This is a genomic window from Azospirillum brasilense, from assembly GCF_001315015.1.
GTDB classification, from domain to species: Bacteria; Pseudomonadota; Alphaproteobacteria; order Azospirillales; family Azospirillaceae; genus Azospirillum; species Azospirillum brasilense.
The window spans coordinates 1,276,477-1,292,203 of record NZ_CP012914.1 but is presented as its reverse complement, the minus strand read 5'-3'; the positions used below and the strand labels follow the sequence as shown (position 1 = coordinate 1,292,203).

19 protein-coding genes are annotated in these 15,727 nt (G+C 69.3%); 5 read left to right on the top strand and 14 right to left on the bottom strand.

Annotated elements, in window-relative coordinates; all coding sequences use genetic code 11:
* Positions 1 to 100: 100 nt before the first annotated feature.
* Complete coding sequence (gene ygfZ, locus AMK58_RS05890; RefSeq protein ID WP_059398719.1) at positions 101 to 1,006, top strand: CAF17-like 4Fe-4S cluster assembly/insertion protein YgfZ; 906 nt, start codon at positions 101 to 103, stop codon at positions 1,004 to 1,006.
* A 160-nt stretch (positions 1,007 to 1,166) separates the two neighbouring features.
* The gene (locus AMK58_RS05885; RefSeq protein WP_035672880.1) at positions 1,167 to 1,787 is read left to right on the top strand and encodes a PRC-barrel domain-containing protein; all 621 of its coding nucleotides are present in this window, start codon (positions 1,167 to 1,169) and stop codon (positions 1,785 to 1,787) included.
* A gap of 70 nt (positions 1,788 to 1,857) precedes the next feature.
* On the opposite strand, the gene AMK58_RS05880 is transcribed toward AMK58_RS05885, so the two are convergent.
* The 4 genes from AMK58_RS05880 to AMK58_RS05865 all read right to left on the bottom strand — a co-directional run bounded on the left by AMK58_RS05880 (position 1,858) and on the right by AMK58_RS05865 (position 5,057).
* On the bottom strand, positions 1,858 to 2,271 hold the full coding sequence (locus AMK58_RS05880; protein WP_051140185.1) for a COG4315 family predicted lipoprotein: 414 nt from the start codon (positions 2,269 to 2,271) through the stop codon (positions 1,858 to 1,860).
* A gap of 101 nt (positions 2,272 to 2,372) precedes the next feature.
* Positions 2,373 to 3,071, bottom strand: a complete 699-nt coding sequence (locus tag AMK58_RS05875; RefSeq protein WP_035672877.1) for an ATP12 family chaperone protein — start codon at positions 3,069 to 3,071, stop codon at positions 2,373 to 2,375.
* A gap of 21 nt (positions 3,072 to 3,092) precedes the next feature.
* A complete protein-coding gene (locus AMK58_RS05870) occupies positions 3,093 to 3,788 on the bottom strand; it encodes an HAD-IA family hydrolase (RefSeq protein WP_035672873.1) in 696 nt (231 codons plus the stop codon).
* A 57-nt stretch (positions 3,789 to 3,845) separates the two neighbouring features.
* Positions 3,846 to 5,057 carry a benzoate/H(+) symporter BenE family transporter gene (locus AMK58_RS05865; RefSeq protein WP_051140184.1) on the bottom strand — a complete coding sequence of 404 codons (1,212 nt, stop codon included), beginning with the start codon at positions 5,055 to 5,057 and terminating at the stop codon, positions 3,846 to 3,848.
* Between the two features lie 83 nt (positions 5,058 to 5,140).
* Between AMK58_RS05865 and AMK58_RS05860 the strand changes: the two genes are divergently transcribed.
* Positions 5,141 to 5,830: a GntR family transcriptional regulator gene (locus AMK58_RS05860; protein ID WP_035672871.1), complete on the top strand. Its 690-nt coding sequence runs from the start codon at positions 5,141 to 5,143 to the stop codon at positions 5,828 to 5,830.
* 10 nt (positions 5,831 to 5,840) lie between these two features.
* On the opposite strand, the gene AMK58_RS05855 is transcribed toward AMK58_RS05860, so the two are convergent.
* From AMK58_RS05855 to AMK58_RS31105, 5 genes are all read right to left on the bottom strand, one after another.
* The gene (locus AMK58_RS05855; protein ID WP_035672869.1) at positions 5,841 to 6,860 is read right to left on the bottom strand and encodes an RluA family pseudouridine synthase; all 1,020 of its coding nucleotides are present in this window, start codon (positions 6,858 to 6,860) and stop codon (positions 5,841 to 5,843) included.
* The gene (crcB, locus tag AMK58_RS05850) at positions 6,860 to 7,261 is read right to left on the bottom strand and encodes a fluoride efflux transporter CrcB (RefSeq protein WP_014240063.1); all 402 of its coding nucleotides are present in this window, start codon (positions 7,259 to 7,261) and stop codon (positions 6,860 to 6,862) included. Before crcB ends, AMK58_RS05855 begins: the two co-directional genes overlap by 1 nt.
* A gap of 66 nt (positions 7,262 to 7,327) precedes the next feature.
* Positions 7,328 to 8,239, bottom strand: coding sequence for a hypothetical protein (locus AMK58_RS05845; RefSeq protein WP_059398718.1), 912 nt, complete (start codon positions 8,237 to 8,239; stop codon positions 7,328 to 7,330).
* Positions 8,240 to 8,408: 169 nt separating this feature from the next.
* Entirely contained in the window at positions 8,409 to 9,746 is a 1,338-nt protein-coding gene (locus AMK58_RS05840) for a replication-associated recombination protein A (protein WP_035672863.1), read from the bottom strand.
* Between the two features lie 28 nt (positions 9,747 to 9,774).
* A complete protein-coding gene (locus tag AMK58_RS31105; protein ID WP_079285333.1) occupies positions 9,775 to 10,176 on the bottom strand; it encodes a hypothetical protein in 402 nt (133 codons plus the stop codon).
* 125 nt (positions 10,177 to 10,301) lie between these two features.
* Between AMK58_RS31105 and AMK58_RS05830 the strand changes: the two genes are divergently transcribed.
* Positions 10,302 to 10,565, top strand: a complete 264-nt coding sequence (locus AMK58_RS05830) for a hypothetical protein (RefSeq protein ID WP_035684173.1) — start codon at positions 10,302 to 10,304, stop codon at positions 10,563 to 10,565.
* Between the two features lie 63 nt (positions 10,566 to 10,628).
* Here AMK58_RS05830 and AMK58_RS05825 read toward each other — a convergent pair whose 3' ends face one another.
* From AMK58_RS05825 to rpsM, 5 genes are all read right to left on the bottom strand, one after another.
* Positions 10,629 to 11,207, bottom strand: coding sequence for a YqaA family protein (locus tag AMK58_RS05825; protein WP_014240057.1), 579 nt, complete (start codon positions 11,205 to 11,207; stop codon positions 10,629 to 10,631).
* Positions 11,208 to 11,368: 161 nt separating this feature from the next.
* Positions 11,369 to 11,791 carry a 50S ribosomal protein L17 gene (gene rplQ, locus AMK58_RS05820; RefSeq protein ID WP_014240056.1) on the bottom strand — a complete coding sequence of 141 codons (423 nt, stop codon included), beginning with the start codon at positions 11,789 to 11,791 and terminating at the stop codon, positions 11,369 to 11,371.
* A 217-nt stretch (positions 11,792 to 12,008) separates the two neighbouring features.
* Positions 12,009 to 13,028: a DNA-directed RNA polymerase subunit alpha gene (locus tag AMK58_RS05815; protein WP_014240055.1), complete on the bottom strand. Its 1,020-nt coding sequence runs from the start codon at positions 13,026 to 13,028 to the stop codon at positions 12,009 to 12,011.
* A 131-nt stretch (positions 13,029 to 13,159) separates the two neighbouring features.
* Positions 13,160 to 13,558 (bottom strand): 30S ribosomal protein S11, encoded by a 399-nt coding sequence (rpsK, locus tag AMK58_RS05810; protein WP_012974490.1) that lies wholly within the window; start codon positions 13,556 to 13,558, stop codon positions 13,160 to 13,162.
* 15 nt (positions 13,559 to 13,573) lie between these two features.
* Complete coding sequence (rpsM, locus tag AMK58_RS05805) at positions 13,574 to 13,942, bottom strand: 30S ribosomal protein S13 (protein ID WP_014240054.1); 369 nt, start codon at positions 13,940 to 13,942, stop codon at positions 13,574 to 13,576.
* Between the two features lie 334 nt (positions 13,943 to 14,276).
* Here rpsM and pyk point away from each other — a divergent pair, with 334 nt between their 5' ends.
* A complete protein-coding gene (gene pyk, locus AMK58_RS05800; RefSeq protein ID WP_059398716.1) occupies positions 14,277 to 15,719 on the top strand; it encodes a pyruvate kinase in 1,443 nt (480 codons plus the stop codon).
* Positions 15,720 to 15,727: the final 8 nt, after the last annotated feature.

The window sequence follows — 15,727 nt, the reverse complement described above, 5'->3', positions numbered from 1 at the left end:
GCGGACGCGCCATGCAAGGGCACAGACCTCGCCACCCTTGCCTCCCCTTCCCCCTTCGCCCAACTATCGGGGACTTGAACGGGACAATCGGAGCAAAGGCATGACGGCGGAACAGGCGGGCTATGCGATCCTGGAGGACCGGGGCGTCATCGCGGTCGCGGGCGAGGACCGGGCGGCCTTCCTGCAAGGGCTGGTGTCCAACGACCTGCGCCGCGTCGCGGCGGACCGCGCCGTCTACGCCCTGTTCCTGACCCCGCAGGGCAAGTTCCTGCACGATTTCCGCATCGCCGAATCGGACGGCGCCCTTCTGCTCGACCCCGAGACGGACCGGCGCGAGGAATTCCTGCGCCGCCTGAAGATGTACAAGCTGCGCTCCAAGATCACGCTGGAGGACCGGGCCGGCGCCATGCTGGCCGTCGTCCTGTTCGGCGGCGACTCGCTTGCGAGACTGGGTTTGCCGGAGGAGGCCGGGGCCGCGATCGCCTTCGCGGGCGGCATCGCCTTCACCGACCCGCGCCTGCCGGCGCTGGGCGCCCGCGCCTTCCTGCCGCGCGAGAGCGCCGCGGCGGCGCTGGAGGCGGCGGGCTTCGTTGCGCGCGGCGCCGAGGACTACGACCGGCTGCGCCTGTCATTGGGCGTTCCGGAGGGCAGCCGCGACCTCACGCCCGACAAGGCGCTCCCCCTGGAGAACGATCTGGACGACCTCAACGCCATCTCCTGGGACAAGGGCTGCTACATGGGGCAGGAACTGACCGCCCGCACCAAATACCGCGCCCTGATCAAGAAGAAGCTGTTCCCGGTGACGCTGGACGGCCCCCTTCCCGCCCCCGGCACGCCGGTGACGCTGGAGGGCAAGGAGGTCGGCGAGATCCGCAGCGGCCATGGCTCGACGGCGCTGGCCTTGCTACGGCTGGAAGACCTCACCCGTGCGGGGCAAGACGGATTGGTCTTGACAGCCGGAGAGGCCACAGTCACGCCGGCAAAGCCAGTCTGGGCAAGCTTCTGAGTTCTTCACCACTTTTATTCCCGAAACTTGCACGGACTAGCCGAAAGATTTTTTCGATTTTCCGCGTGACCATTCCCGCCGGGGCCCTGTTGTCGTTCTGCCTTACCGAGACAAACCAAGGCACTCGACAGAAACGCCGAAACACGGAGAGGAGTGAGTTATGCGGAGGGAAATCATCGCGGCTGCGTCCGTCCTGGCGCTGATGACCGGCACGGCGATGGCGCAAACCACGTCGCCGACCACCGGCAGCCCCACCACCGGCGCCCCGACCGCGACCGAGATGAACAAGAGCGGCAGCGCCCCGGGTAACGCCACGACCGGCAGTGCCGCGACCGGCAGCGCCTCCGAGCTGACCGGCGGCCAGATGGCCAGCGCCGAGAACATGATGGGCAAGAACGTCTACGGCACCGACAACGAGAAGGTCGGCGAGGTCGAGGACATCATCCTCGACAGCAACGGCAAGGCCCAGCAGCTCGTGATCTCCTCGGGCGGCTTCCTCGGCATCGGTGAGAAGCAGATTGCCGTGGACATCGGCAAGGCCAACTGGGACGCCCAGCAGGAGCGCGTCCAGCTCTCGGGCATGACCCGCGACCAGGTGAAGGAGATGCCGGAGTTCGAGTACTCCGACACCACCACCTCGCTGAACCGCAACAAGGACAAGGCCGGCGACACGGTGAACGGCGCGGCGAGCCGCTCCTCCACCGGCACCTCCGGCACCATGACCGCTCCGGGCGGCGCCACCGGCACCCCGCCGGCCGCTCCGTCGGGCACCGGCCAGTAATCGCCGGTCCGGTCACGAAAAGCCCCCGCGGCCAAGCGCCGCGGGGGCTTTTCCCTGTTTGGAGTCATGCTTACGGACGCGCGACGTGCCAGACGTTGTTCACCCCGTCACCGGTGGTGTCCCCCGGCTTGCCGTCCTTCGCCCAGCCGTAGAGCGGCTTGCCCTTGTAGGCCCACTGCATGGAACCGTCGTCCCGGGTGACGACCGAGTAGTCGCCCATCGCCTTGGCGCCCGCCGGGGCCATCAGCGGCGGCCAGTTGGTGGCGCACTGGCCGTTGCAGGCGGACTTGCCGCCCGCATCGCGGTCGAAGACGTAGAGCGTCATGCCCTTGCTGTCGGTCAGCACGGGGCCGCCGGCCGACTGTCCGGTCTTGGCGGGCATGGCGCCCTGCGCGAAGGCGGAGGGCGCGAAGGCGGACGGCGCCGCGAGGCCGAGCGCCAGCGCGATCGCCGCGGCGGCGGTGAAATGGGTGAAGCGATGCATGGACGGAACCTCCCTGTCGTGACGGGGCGGGTGATTGGACCCGGCCCTCACTGACAGGACGCCCGCCGCGGCGCTTTATTCCGTCCCCACCCGAAGGATGATCAGGCCCGCAGCAGATCGACGAAACGGCGGCAGGCGGCGATGTCCACGCGCAGGGCGGCGCGGCGCTTGGTCGTCTCCGGGTCCTCGCCCCAGGCCTCGATCTGGAAGGTCTCGTCGAGCTGCGACACGGCGAAGGCCTCCTCGGCGTCGATGTGCCCCTCGACCAGCGCCAGCGCGACGATCAGCGAACCGCAGGAACCCGTGGCAGTCTGGAGCGCCGACAGCGTCCAGTCGTCGTAAGCCTCGACCGCGTTGCGCAGGGCGCGCAGCGCTTCGGGCGGCTGCGGCTTGGGCATCAGCCCGGCGTTGACGTGCAGCGGCGCGTCGTAGCGCAGCGTCGCCCAGTCGAGCAGCGGCTGCCAGCGCTGCGCCTGCAACTCCACCAGGTTCCGGGGATGCTCCGCGCGGTAGCAGAGCAGGTCCGTCTCCGCATAGGCGGCCACGCCGTCGACGATGGCGGCGCGCCCCTTGCCGATCAGGTCCACCGCCGTGCTGGCGAGCTGCATCAGCGGCATGCTGTCCGGGGCGATGTCCTCAGGCTGCGCGTCCCATTCGGCGGCGACGGCCTGGGCCAGCGGCCAGCTTGCGAAGACCAGCGGCGCCTTGGCCGGGCTGCGGATCGGGCGGTTGTCCAGGCGCACCTCGAAGCCGCCGCCGGCGGCCTCGTCGACGGAGGCGGTCTTGTAGAAGCGCTTCATCAGGGTCCTTCGAAGTCTCTCTTAACGGTGCAACAGGTCCAGCACGGCGCCGGCCACCGCACGCCCGCGGTGGACGATGCGGTCGGCCCCGGCGGCCTCCAGCTCGGCCACCGCGTGATAGCCCCAGGAGACGCCGACCGACGCGACCCGCGCGTTGCGGGCCATCTGAATGTCGTAGGTGGTGTCGCCGATCACAACCGTCCGCGCCGCCTCCACCCCGGTTTCGGCCAGGGCGCGGTAGACCATGTCGGGGTGCGGCTTGCCGGGACCGATGTCGCTGGTCTGGAGCGTGACGAAGCGCTCGGTCAGCCCGTGATGGGCCAGCACGGCGTCCAGCCCTCGCCGCGACTTGCCGGTCGCCACGCCGAGCAGCACACCCTCCGCCTCCAGCGCGTCCAGCGTGTCGCGCAGGCCGGGGAACAGCGGCTCGTGCAGGTCGCCGCGGTGGCGCAGCGCCGCGAAGGCGTCCTTGTAGCTTTCCGCGACGGCCACATGGCGGTCGGTGTCCAGGTGCGGCAGCAGTTGCGATACCGCCTGCACCAGCGGCAGGCCGACCATGCGGCGCACCTCCAGCGGGTCCGGCTCGCCCAGCCCGTGGGCGGCCCAGGCGGTGGTCATGGCGTCGATGATGGCGAACTGGCTGTCCACCAGCGTGCCGTCGCAATCGAACAGGGCCAGCCGCAGCGGACGGGCATTCTCTGAGCTGCTCACGGGCATCGCCTCCGGGACGCGGGTCGTACCGGACTTATGCGGCTCGCATTGGGAAAGCGCAACTCACTTCGCCGGCTGCGACACCGGGGAACGCCAATGGAGCAGATGGACCGCCCCGCCCAGCAGCAGGCCCCAGAAGGCCGAACCCACCCCGACGAAGGACAGGCCGGAGGCGGTGACCAGCATGGTGACCAGGGCGGCGGTGCGGTTCGCCTCCACCTGCACGGCGCCCATCAGGGCGGCGCCGAAAGCGCCGACCAGGGCAAGCCCGGCCACCGCCTCGATCAGGATCGGCGGGGAACGGGTGACCATCACTGCCGTCACCCCGGCGAGCCCGGCGAACAGGATGTAGCCGATGCCGCCGACAAAGGCGGCCTGCCAGCGCCGCGCCGGGTTCGGGTCGGCGTCCGGGCTGGCGCAGAGCGCCGCGGTGATCGCCGCGAGGTTGACGGTCGGAGCACCGCCCAACGCCGTCAGGGCGGAGGCCGCCCCCGTCACCAGGAAGATTGGGCGGGTCGGCGGCGCGTAGTTGTAGGTCGCCAGAACAGCAAGGCCAGGGATGTTCTGCGAGGCCATGGTGACGACGAACAACGGCAGGGCGATGCCGACCATTGCTTCCCAGGTGAACACCGGCTGGACGAAGGTTACGCCCGGCCACAGCGCGCCGGACAGCGCCGCCCCACCGGATGAGTCGAGCGCCATCGCCCCGAGCGCCACCGCCACCGCGGCGGGCACGGCGTAGAGACGCGCCACCCGCCCCACCACCGCCCAGGTCGCCAGCACCAGCAGCGCCATTCCCGGCGCCTGCGACACCGCCAGGAAGGGGGCGAGGCAGAGCTTCAGCAGGATGCCCGCCAGCATGCCGTTGGCCAGCGGCTTGGGAATCGCCGCGATCCAGCGGCCGAGCGGCGACCACAGCCCAGCCAGGACGATCAGCACACCGGTCACCACGAAGGCCCCCACCGCGGCGGGGAAGCCGCCTTCCACCGCGCCGGTGGCGGCGAGCAGCGCCATGCCCGGCGTCGTCCAGGCGATGCTGATCGGCTTGCGCCGGTGCAGGCTGAGCCCCATCGCCGTCAGCCCCATGGCGAAGCCCAGCAGGACGAGGCCCGACACCACCTGCTCCGTGCCGGCGCCCACGGCGGTCAGGCCATGGATCACCACCGCCACCGAGCTGGCATAGCCGACCAGGGCCGCCAACAGGCCGGCGCCGACCGCGCGCAGGGAAAGCCCCGTCGAAAGGCCCGTCGCCGGGACGGTATCGGAAGAGGACATGGCTTGGGACCCTCCATCGGGGGTGCAGGACAATGGGGAAGGTGATAGATTGGATCCAATATCCTGGCAAGGGGAGATCACGCATGGCGGTCAACGACGGGCTGTCGCGCCTCGTGGCGCGCGCGCGGCCGCGCCACCGCACCACCACGGAGTTCGTGGAGGCGACGCTGCGCGAGGCGATCCTGACCGGGGTCATCGCGCCGGGCACGCCCTTGCGGCAGGAGGAGCTGGCGGAAACCTTCGGGGTCAGCCGCATGCCGGTGCGCGAGGCGCTGCGCCAGTTAGAGGCGCGGGCGCTGGCCGAGTTCCACCCGCACCGCGGCGCGGTCGTCGCGGAAATCTCGGCGGCGGACGGCGCCGACATCGGGGCGATCCGCATGGCGCTGGAACCGATGGCGCTGCGCCTGTCACTGCCCGGCCTGACGGCGGCGGAACTCGATCAGGCGGAGGAGTTGATCGCGGAAATGGATGGCGAGGCCGATCCGGGTCGCATGGGGGAGCTGAACCGGCGCTTCCACATGACGCTCTACGCGCGGGCCGGGCGGCCCCGTCTGCTGGCGCTGACGGAGCAGCATCTGCTGGCCGCCGACCGTTACCTGCGCTTCCAGTTCGCGGCGCTGGGCTATTTACCGCGGTCGCAGGACGAGCACCGCGCGCTGCTGGCGGCCTGCCGGGCGGGCGACGCGGAGGAGGGGTGCCGGCTCGTCACCGACCATGTCGGGCAGGCGGCGGAGCAGCTTACGGCGTTTCTGGAGGGCCGCGAGGCGGGGTGAGCCCCCCGCCTTATTCGACCCCCTCGAACGGGTCGCCCTTCAGGCTGGCGCTGAAGCCCAGATACTTCCAGGTCGTCAGCATGTGGTCGGGCAGCGGCGCCGTCACGTCGATCATCCGGTTGCCGCCGCGCGGGTGCGGCAGGATCAGGCGGCGGGCGTGCAGATGCAGCTTCTTCTGGACCTCGGCGCCCGGCAGATAGGCCCCCTGCCCGGCGTACTTCCCGTCGCCGAGGATCGGCGTGCCGATGGCGTTCATGTGGACGCGGAGCTGGTGGGTGCGCCCCGTGCGCGGCCACATGGCGACGAAGGCCGCCTGCTTGCCCAGGTTTTCCAGAACCGAGTAGTAGGTGACGGCACGCTTGCCGTCGTCCTCGTCGCCGGCCACCCGCTCGCCCTGCGGCCCGCCTTCCTTGGCCAGCGCGAGGTCGATCTTGCCCTGGTAGGGCTTCGGCACGCCGACCGTGGCGGCCCAGTAGATCTTGCGCACGTCGCGGCCGCGGAACTGCTCCGTCAGCTTGGACGCCGCGAAGGTGTTGCGCGCCAGCAGCAGGACGCCCGAGGTGTCCTTGTCCAGCCGGTGCACCAGCTTGGGCCGCTCCTTCGCGTCGAAGCGCAGGGCGTCCAGCATGGCGTCGAGATGCTTGGTGGTGTTGGTGCCGCCCTGAACGGCGAGGCCCGCCGGCTTGTTCAGCGCGATGACGTCGCCGTCCTTGAAGAGAACCAGCGCCTGGAGCGCCGCGATGTCCTTGTCCGACATGGCCGGCTTCTTCGGCGCGGGGGCCGCGGCGGCGCCCTCCGGCTTGGCCCAGTCGGCCAGCGGCGGGATGCGGATGGACTGGCCGGCGGCGAGCCGGGTCGAGGTTTCCGCCCGCTTGCCGTCCACGCGGATCTGGCCGGTGCGCAGCAGCTTCTGCAGATAGCCGTGCCCCACGTCGGGGAAATGGCGCTTGAACCAGCGGTCGAGGCGGACGTCGGCCTCGTCGGACGTCACGGTCCGGGTTTCCACGCTGGGGGTTTTGTTCTCACTCATCAAACGGGCACCGAAACAAGAGAACGCACGACCGCAAGGCCGGCAAAGAAACCCGCGATGGTCAGAACCATCGAGGCCAGGATGTAACCCGCCGCCGCCGGCAGGGCGTTCCGCTCCACCAGCAGCCCGACGTCGAGCGTGAAGGAGGAGAAGGTCGTGAATCCCCCCAGCACCCCGACCATCAGCAGCGCCCGCAGCTCCGGCGAGGGCGACCACACCAGCGCGGCCAGCTCCGCCAGCGCGCCCATGGTGAAGCAGCCCACGGCGTTCACGATCAGCGTTCCGTAGGGAAACTGCGTGCCCAGCCAATGGCCGACCGCCGTCATCAGAAGATAGCGCGCCATGGACCCGACAGCGCCGCCGACGGCGACCGCGGCGAGCGTGGACGGTGATGCGATCACGAAACCTCCGGAACGGACGGGACGACGGGCATCCCGCTCGGATAGAGCCAGAATTGCGGCGGCTTGTCACGCGCCGGGCGCAGGAATTCCGCTATTCCGGTCGCCCACGCCGAAGATCCAGCCCTCCTGCCGCCGCGCCAGCGCGTCCATGGCCGGCGGGCTCCACACCGCCGGCCGCCCGGCCAGCCAGCGCAGCCCCGCCGCGGAGACCAGCGCGTCCGCGTCATGGTCGCTCACCGCCCCGGACAAACCGGCGGGCGGCGCGCCGAGGGCGGCCAGAGCGGCATCGACCCCAGCCCCGTCGCGGATCTTCCGCAGGCCGAAGCCGGCGCGGATCAGGAACAGGCGCGGGTAGATCTCGCAGAACACGGTGCGGCCCGGCTCCGGCGGATCGAAGGGCCAAACCGCCACCCGGTCCGGTGCCGCCCGCTTCAGCGCGCGCAGCACGCGCATCCCGGCCAGCCCGCCCTTCCCCACCTGCTTGGCGCCGATCAGCTTGTAGGGGCTCTGCGGGCTGCCGTAGCCGTCGGCGCGGCACATCCGCTCGGTCAACCGGTGCGGGTCGCGGTACCAGTCCGGCTGCGTCCCGGCGCGCCAGAAATCGGCGCCGTAGTCCGGGTGCGCCGCGAAGCCGCCCCCGGCGAAGTCCGGTTCCGCCCCGGCCACCGCTTCCACCCGGTCCCAGAGGTCGAAGGCCGTCGCCGCGTCGGGGTCGGGGAAGTAGCGACCGGCCACAGCGAAGGGCAGCGAGAAGGCGCAGTCGATCCCAACCAGCGCCGGCCCGCGCTTCAGCCCGTCGAGCAGCCAGTCGAACACGGCGGTGCGCGACCATTGCCGCTCCGTGGGCGCGACGACCCGCGGCGGCCCCTCGGCACCGCATTCGGCAACGGCAACGCCGGCGTAGCGCTTGCCGGCGGCGCCCGACCAGTCGATGGCGATGAAGCGTGAGAATGCCGGAACCGCGTCCTCCGCCGTCATACGCACGCCTCTCCTGTCATTTCACGAACCCTGATTTCGAGCGCCCGTGCTCCGACACAAAAGTGCGAGAACACCAGCGCAACCATGACCTGCGTGTTCGAACGGCCCGGCCCGCTGGTAGCCACAGCGTGGATTCTGAGAATTGCCCACTCGAAGCAGTGAAACGTGCCTACTCATCCCCGTCCGCGGCTTTGCGCTCACGCAGGCGCGCCCAATAGTCCTGGCGCTTCTTGATCTCGCGCTCGAATCCACGCTCCACCGGCTGGTAGAAGGCGCGCCGCGCCATGCCCTCCGGGAAATAGTTCTGGCCGGAGAAGCCGTCCGCCGTGTCGTGGTCGTACTCATACCCCTTGCCATAGCCGATCTGCTTCATCAGCTTGGTCGGGGCGTTCAGGATGTGCTTGGGCGGCATCAGGCTGCCGGTTTCCTTGGCGGCGCGCAGCGCGCTCTTGTAGGCGGTGTAGCCGGCGTTCGACTTGGGCGCCGTCCCCAGATAGATGACGAGTTGGGCGATGGCCAGTTCGCCCTCCGGGCTGCCCAGCCGCTCGTAGGCCTCCCAGGCGGCGGTGGCCTGGGCCAGCGCGTTGGGATCGGCCATGCCGATGTCCTCCACCGCGAAGCGGGTCAGCCGGCGCGCGATGTAGCGCGGGTCCTCGCCCCCCTCCAGCATGCGGGCGTACCAGTAGAGCGCCGCGTCGGTGTCCGACCCGCGCAGCGACTTGTGCAGCGCGCTGATGAGGTTGTAGTGCCCCTCCTGCGCCTTGTCGTAGAGCGGGGCTCGGCGCTGGATGGCGGTGGCGAGCGCGTTGTTGTCGAGACGCGCGCCGTCCTCCGGCACCGGCAGGGCGAACAGCTCTTCGCAGAGGTTCAGGCAGAAGCGCCCGTCGCCGTCGGCCATCGCCTTCAGCGCGGACCGCGCGTCCGGCGTCAGCGGCAGCGGGCGGCCCATCTCCGCCTCGGCCCGCGACAGCAGCTTCTCCAGCGCCGCGTCGTCGAGCCGGTTCAGCACGAAGACCTGGGCGCGCGACAGAAGCGCCGCGTTCAGCTCGAAGGACGGATTCTCGGTGGTGGCGCCGACCAGCGTGACGGTGCCATCCTCCACATAGGGCAGGAAGCCGTCCTGCTGGGAGCGGTTGAAGCGGTGGATCTCGTCGATGAACAGCAGCGTGCCCTGCCCGGCCGCGCGCCGCGCCCGGGCGGCGTCGAACACCTTGCGCAGGTCGGCCACGCCGGAGAACACCGCCGACAGCGGTTCGAAATGCAGGTCGGTGGACAGGGCGAGCAGCCGCGCGATGGTCGTCTTGCCGCAGCCGGGCGGCCCCCACAGGATCATGGAGGCCAGCCGGCGCGCGGCGACCATGCGGCCGAGCGGGCCGTCGGGCTTCAGCAGATGCTCCTGACCAACCACCTCGCCCAGGCTGCGCGGGCGCAGCCGATCGGCCAGCGGGCGGGGGGCACCCGCCTCGAACAGGCCGCCGGTGGCTCCGGAGTCGCCGCGTTTGCTCATCGGTAAGCCATGACCCTTGCGGACACGGTCACTGGTTGGTGGGCGCGCCGCAGCGCTGGTAGCACATGCGCAGCGAATGCTGGCAATTGTCGGTCGGCGAGAAGATGCCGCCGCGGTCCGGACGGTCGAGCCCGCTCTGCGCGCGCGCGGCCACCGAGTCCATGCAGGAGTTGTTGCTGCGCTCGCACTGGGCGCGGCAGGAATCGTCAGTTCCGACACCGCCATCGAGGCGGAGCGACGGGTCTTCGACCCCACGGGCCGGGCGCGAGGCCGCGGGCGACCCGGCAGGGGCCGCGGGGGCCGCGGTGGAGGCCGCCGGAGCACCGCCCACGGCGGCGCCGGACGAACGCCCCGGCGCGTCCGCGCAGGCGGCGAGCGCAACCAGTGCGAGGGCCAGCACCGGCCCCAGAATGAGTTTCGGACGGAACATCTCGGCTTTGACTCCCATTGTTCTTGCGTGACCCCGGACGTTGGCGGATGGTCCCCCGCATTGGACCATGCCACGGGCTCGGCGCCCACTATGCCGGGAACGCAAGCGATAAGGGAATGCCTCAAATGAGTCCCAACAATCCCGGCCCGTCACCGCGCCGCCGGACATCGACCACCATTTTCGTGGCGCTGCTGATCGGTGGCCTCTTGCTGCTTATCGTGCGCATGCTCGCCATGCCCACTGTCAGCGCCGGCGAGGTCGTGCTGCCCCTGCTGGCCGGCATCGGCATGGCGCTGGCCATCGGCGTGATGGTCATGCGCGACCGCCGCGAGCGCAACGCCCTGCCCCCGTCGGAGCGCAACCGCCAGGACCGCGGGATGCCCGACTGAGTTTGGCCGGATTGACGTTCGTCGGAGAATGAGGGTGACGCGCGGGGCCGAGCCCCGCGCCGCTCACACGAACTTGAAGCTGAGCAATCCGCCGATGATGATGACCAGCAGAACGGTCGTCACCAGCATCAGCCGCTTCTCGATGATGTCGCGCACCTGCGGTCCGTAGAAGTGCAGCAGGATCGCGATCATGTAGAATCGCGAGAATCGTGCGACGATCGAGCACAGGATGAACACCGTCAGGTCGAGGTGCGCGAATCCCGCGGTGATCGTCAGCAGTTTGTAGGGTATGGGCGTGATGCCCTTGAGGATCAGGAACCAGGGGCCGAATTCGGCGAACATGTCCTGGAAGCGCTGGAACGACTCCTGCGCGTTGTAAAGGTCGATGATCAGCCGTCCGATGCTCTCGAACAGGTAGAACCCGACCGCGTAGCCGAACAGCCCGCCGATCAGCGAGGCCAGTGCGCAGATGTTGGTGTAGCGCCAGAGCTTCTTGGGCTCCGCCAGACACATCGGCACCAGCATGACGTCGGGCGGCAGAGGGAAGAAGGAGCTTTCCGCGAAGGAGACGGCGGACATCCACCAGACGGCGTCCTTGCGGGCGGAGAGCTTGAGAATCCGGTTGTAGAGAGGTTTCAGCATACCGCGCGCGCGGCGCCCTCCCGAAGTGACGGAACCCGAAAACCGGAAACCCTCCCTCCGGGGATGAACCCGAAGGGAGGGCCGGTCGGTCACCTATATCGTCGTCCGGCGCCCGGTGGGCAACGGCGGCGACAAGATTTCACGATCGCTCAACCGTGGGCTCAGCCCTCGGCCTCGACCTCTTCCTTGATCTCCACCGGGCCCGAATCCTGGCCCTTGGCGGCGACATCGCGGTCGACCAGCTCGATCACGCCCATGGCGGCGGCGTCGCCGTAGCGGAAGCCGGCCTTCAGGACGCGGCTGTAACCACCCTGGCGGTCCTTGTAGCGGTCGGCCAGAACGGTGAACAGCTTGGTCACCATCGCGTCGTCACGCAGCTGCGCGAAGGCGAGACGGCGGTTGGCGAGGCCACCCTTCTTGCCGAGCGTGATCAGACGCTCGACGATCGGGCGCAGATCCTTGGCCTTCGGCAGGGTCGTCTTGATCTGCTCGTGCTTGATCAGGGCGTTCGCCATGTTCGAGAACATGGCCTTGCGGTGGCTGGTGGTCTTGCTGAACTTACGTCCGGAAACGCCGTGACGCATGACGGTCCTCCTTCATGGCATGGCCCCCCTCGGGGAGCCGGTGGTGAACCCGACCGCCCAGTTTTCGGCTGGTACGGCGCGGGGCGGGCCGGTTGGTGGCCCTGGGAACGATTGCCCCCTCCCCGGCCCTCCCCCGCTCTCGCGGGAGAGGAAGCTTGTTCCCTCCCTCGCCGAGAGCGGGGGAGGGTCAGGGAGGGGGCAATGGAACTTGCGAGACTTAGTACGGCTCTTCCAGACGCTTGGCCAGCTCTTCGATGTTCTCGGGCGGCCAGTTCGGGATTTCCATACCGAGGTGCAGCCCCATCTGGGCCAGCACTTCCTTGATCTCGTTCAGCGACTTGCGGCCGAAGTTCGGCGTGCGGAGCATCTCCGCCTCGGTCTTCTGCACCAGATCGCCGATGTAGACGATGTTGTCGTTCTTGAGGCAGTTGGCCGAACGGACCGACAGTTCCAGCTCGTCCACCTTGCGGAGCAGGTTCTTGTTGAACGGAACCTCCTCGTGCTTCTCCTCGGCGACCGCGTGGGTCGGCTCCTCGAAGTTGATGAACAGCTGCAGCTGGTCCTGGAGGATGCGGGCGGCCAGAGCCACCGCGTCGTCCGGCTTCACGGCGCCGTTGGTCTCGACGACCATCGACAGGCGGTCATAGTCGGTGACCTGCCCGACGCGGGCGTTGTCGACCTTGTAGGAGATCTTGCGGACCGGCGAGAACAGCGCGTCGACCGGGATCAGGCCGATCGGGGCGTCCTCCGGACGGTTCTGGCTGGCCGGGACGTAGCCCTTGCCGGTCTCGACCGTCAGTTCCATGTTCAGGCGCGCGCCGTTGTCCAGCGTGCAGATCACGAGGTCCGGGTCCATCACCTGGATGTCCGCGCCGGTCTCGATCATCCCGGCCTTCACCTCGCCGGGGCCTTCGGCGCGCAGGCGCATGCGCTTCGGGCCGTCGCCGCCCATGCGCAGGCCCATCGACTTGATGTTGAGGACGATGTCGGTCACGTCCTCGCGCACGCCGGGGATCGACGAGAACTCGTGCAGCACGCCGTCGATGTGGATCGCCGTGACGGCCGCACCCTGCAGCGAGGAGAGCAGCACGCGGCGCAGCGCGTTGCCGAGCGTCAGACCGAAGCCACGCTCCAGCGGCTCGGCCACGACGGTCGCCGTGCGGTCGGCGTCGTCACCGGGCTGGATGTCCAGCTTGTTCGGCTTGATCAGTTCCTGCCAGTTCTTCTGAAGAGCCACGGTATTACCTCATGCCATCGGGGTGGACACACGTCCGCGGGGACCGGCCGTTCCCATCCGATGGCGCCGCGATGGCTGCGGCGCCTGTCCCGGAACGGCGGGTCCCCGCGGGTGCGGAGTAGCGATGCTTCTTAGACGCGACGCTTCTTCGGCGGACGGACGCCGTTGTGCGGGATCGGCGTGACGTCGCGGATCGAGGTGATCTGGAAGCCGATCGACTGCAGAGCGCGCAGCGCCGACTCACGCCCCGAACCCGGACCCTTCACCTCGACCTCGAGGGTCTTCATGCCGTGCTCCTGGGCCTTGCGGCCCGCGTCCTCGGCGGCGACCTGGGCGGCGTAGGGGGTCGACTTGCGCGAACCCTTGAAGCCCATCGTGCCCGACGACGACCAGGCGATGGTGTTGCCCTGCGCGTCGGTGATGGTGATCATCGTGTTGTTGAAGGAGGCGTTCACATGAGCGACGCCGGCGGTGATGTTCTTGCGCTCGCGACGACGAAGACGCTGCGAAGCGGCTGAGGGCTTGGCCATGGTCCGTGCGTCCTCTTACTTCTTCTTGCCGGCGATCGGCTTGGCCGGACCCTTGCGGGTGCGGGCGTTCGTGTGGGTGCGCTGGCCGCGGACCGGCAGGCCCTTGCGGTGACGCAGGCCACGGTAGCAGGCCATGTCCATCAGACGCTTGATGTTCATGGCGACCGAACGGCGCAGGTCGCCCTCGACGCGGTAGTCGGCGTCGATGGTCTCGCGGATCTTGAGGATCTCGTCGTCCGTGAGCTGGTTCACACGGCGCTCCGCCGGGATCTCCAGCTTCGTGCAGATTTCCTTGGCCTTGAAGGGGCCGATGCCATGAATGTAGGTCAACGCAATCTCCACGCGCTTCTGCGCGGGGATGTTGACGCCAGCGATACGCGCCACGCCTGCTCTCCTCGATATCTCAACGGCAGCCCTCATGGGCCGCCTACACACCGATTGATCCCCGATCCGGACGCCGAGGCCCGAAGGCCGGATGGCAAAACACGGATACGGGACGCACAATGTCTCCCGCCGGGCCGGTTGGGCCGCGGGAGGGTGCGACTATAGAAAAAGCCGGAAATCTGTCAAGGCCGTTCTGCGGCGTTACCGTGCTTTTCCCGGTGCCCGACCATTGTGGGGAGGCGGACCGCGGTTGACAAGCCGGACGGCAGAACTTGAGATGAACAGCCCGCCCCGAACGGAACAACCCGAACGGCACATATCAGAAGGCAGACCCATGACCCGCAAAGTCATCCCCTTCCGGCGCTTCCGCCTGACCAAGATCGTCGCCACGCTGGGGCCGGCCACCGCGACGCCGGAGATGATCCGCGCGCTGTTCGAGGCGGGCGTGGACGTCTTCCGCCTGAACTTCAGCCACGGCACGCACGAGGACCATGGCCAGCGCCTCGCCACGCTGCGCGCGCTGGAAGCGGAACTGGACCACCCCATCGCGGTGATGGCCGACCTCCAGGGACCGAAGCTGCGGCTGGGCACCTTCGCCGACGGCCCCGTCACCGTCGAGCCGGGGCACCGCATCCGCCTCGACCTCTCCACCGAGCCGGGCGACGCGACCCGCGTCGGCCTGCCCCATCCGGAAATCTTCGCCGCGTTGGAGCCGGAAGCGGAGCTGCTGGTGGATGACGGCAAGGTCCGCCTGCGCGTCGTCGATTGCAGCCCCGACCACGCCGACTGTGTCGTGCTCTCCGGCAGCCGCCTGTCCGACCGCAAGGGCGTGAACGTGCCGGGCGTCGTCCTGCCGCTGACGCCGCTGACCCCGAAGGATCACGAGGATCTGGCCTTCGCGCTCGACCAGGGGGTGGACTGGGTGGCCTTGTCCTTCGTGCAGCGGCCGGAGGACGTGGCCGAGGCGCGCAAGCTGGTCGCCGGGCGGGCCGCCCTGCTGTCGAAGATGGAGAAGCCGCAGGCCATCCAGCATCTGGAACGCATCGTCGAGCTGTCGGACGGCGTGATGGTCGCCCGCGGCGACCTCGGCGTGGAAATGCCGGCGGAGGACGTGCCGAGCATCCAGAAGCGGATCATCCGCGAGTCGCGCAAGGCCGGCAAGCCGGTGATCGTCGCCACACAGATGCTGGAATCGATGATCGGCTCCCCGGCCCCGACTCGCGCCGAGGCGTCGGACGTGGCGACCGCGGTCTATGACGGGGCGGACGCGGTGATGCTGTCGGCGGAAACCGCGGCGGGCACCTACCCCATCGAGGCGGTGTCGATGATGGACCGCATCGCCCGCCGGGTCGAGCAGGACCCGCTCTACCGCACCATCACCGACGCCCAGCACCCGGACCCGCAGCAGACCTCCACCGACGCCGTCACCGCGGCGGCGCGGCAGGTCGCCCACACCATCCAGGCCGCGGCCATCGTCACCTACACCACCAGCGGCTCCACCACCCTGCGCGCCGCCCGCGAACGGCCGGAGGTGCCGATCATGTGCCTGACCTCCAGCCTGGAAACGGCGCGGCGGCTCCAGCTCGCCTACGGGGTGCACAGCGTGCACTCCGCCGACGTGGCCGACTTCAACGAGATGGTCCAGAAGGCCGCCCGCTGCGCCTACGAGGACGGGCTGGCGGTGGAGGGGCAGCGGTTGGTCATCACCGCCGGCGTGCCCTTCGGCACCCCCGGCAACACCAACATCCTGCGCATCGCCTGGGTGGATGCGCAGTAAGGGGAAAG